The sequence below is a fragment of the Alcanivorax sp. HI0007 genome, assembly GCF_001635525.1.
Taxonomy (GTDB): Bacteria; Pseudomonadota; Gammaproteobacteria; order Pseudomonadales; family Alcanivoracaceae; genus Alcanivorax.
The window spans coordinates 1-237 of sequence record NZ_LWEJ01000131.1; the positions used below are offsets into that span (position 1 = coordinate 1).

Here is a 237-nt window from a genome sequence, read left to right on the forward strand (position 1 = left end):
TACCAGCACTTCACCGTTGTCGGCAATGCGTACCTCGGTCTCGGGCAGCGGCTCGCCCACGGAACCCACCCGGGCCCGGTCCTTGCTGTTGAGCGATACCACGCCGGTGGTTTCGGTCATGCCATAGCCTTCATAAAGCGGCACGCCCAGGGACTGGAACCAGCGAATCAGGTCCGGGGAAATGGGTGCCGCGCCGGTGGTGCCCCGACGCAGACGCGCCATGCCGATCAGGTCACG

1 protein-coding gene is annotated in these 237 nt (G+C 65.8%); it reads right to left on the reverse strand.

Annotated features, from left to right (window positions below; genetic code table 11):
- Window positions 1–222: AMP-binding protein (locus A3714_RS07280; RefSeq protein WP_231867834.1), on the reverse strand; the 222-nt coding region annotated here is incomplete at its 3' end.
- Between the last annotated feature and the right edge of the window lie 15 nt (window positions 223–237).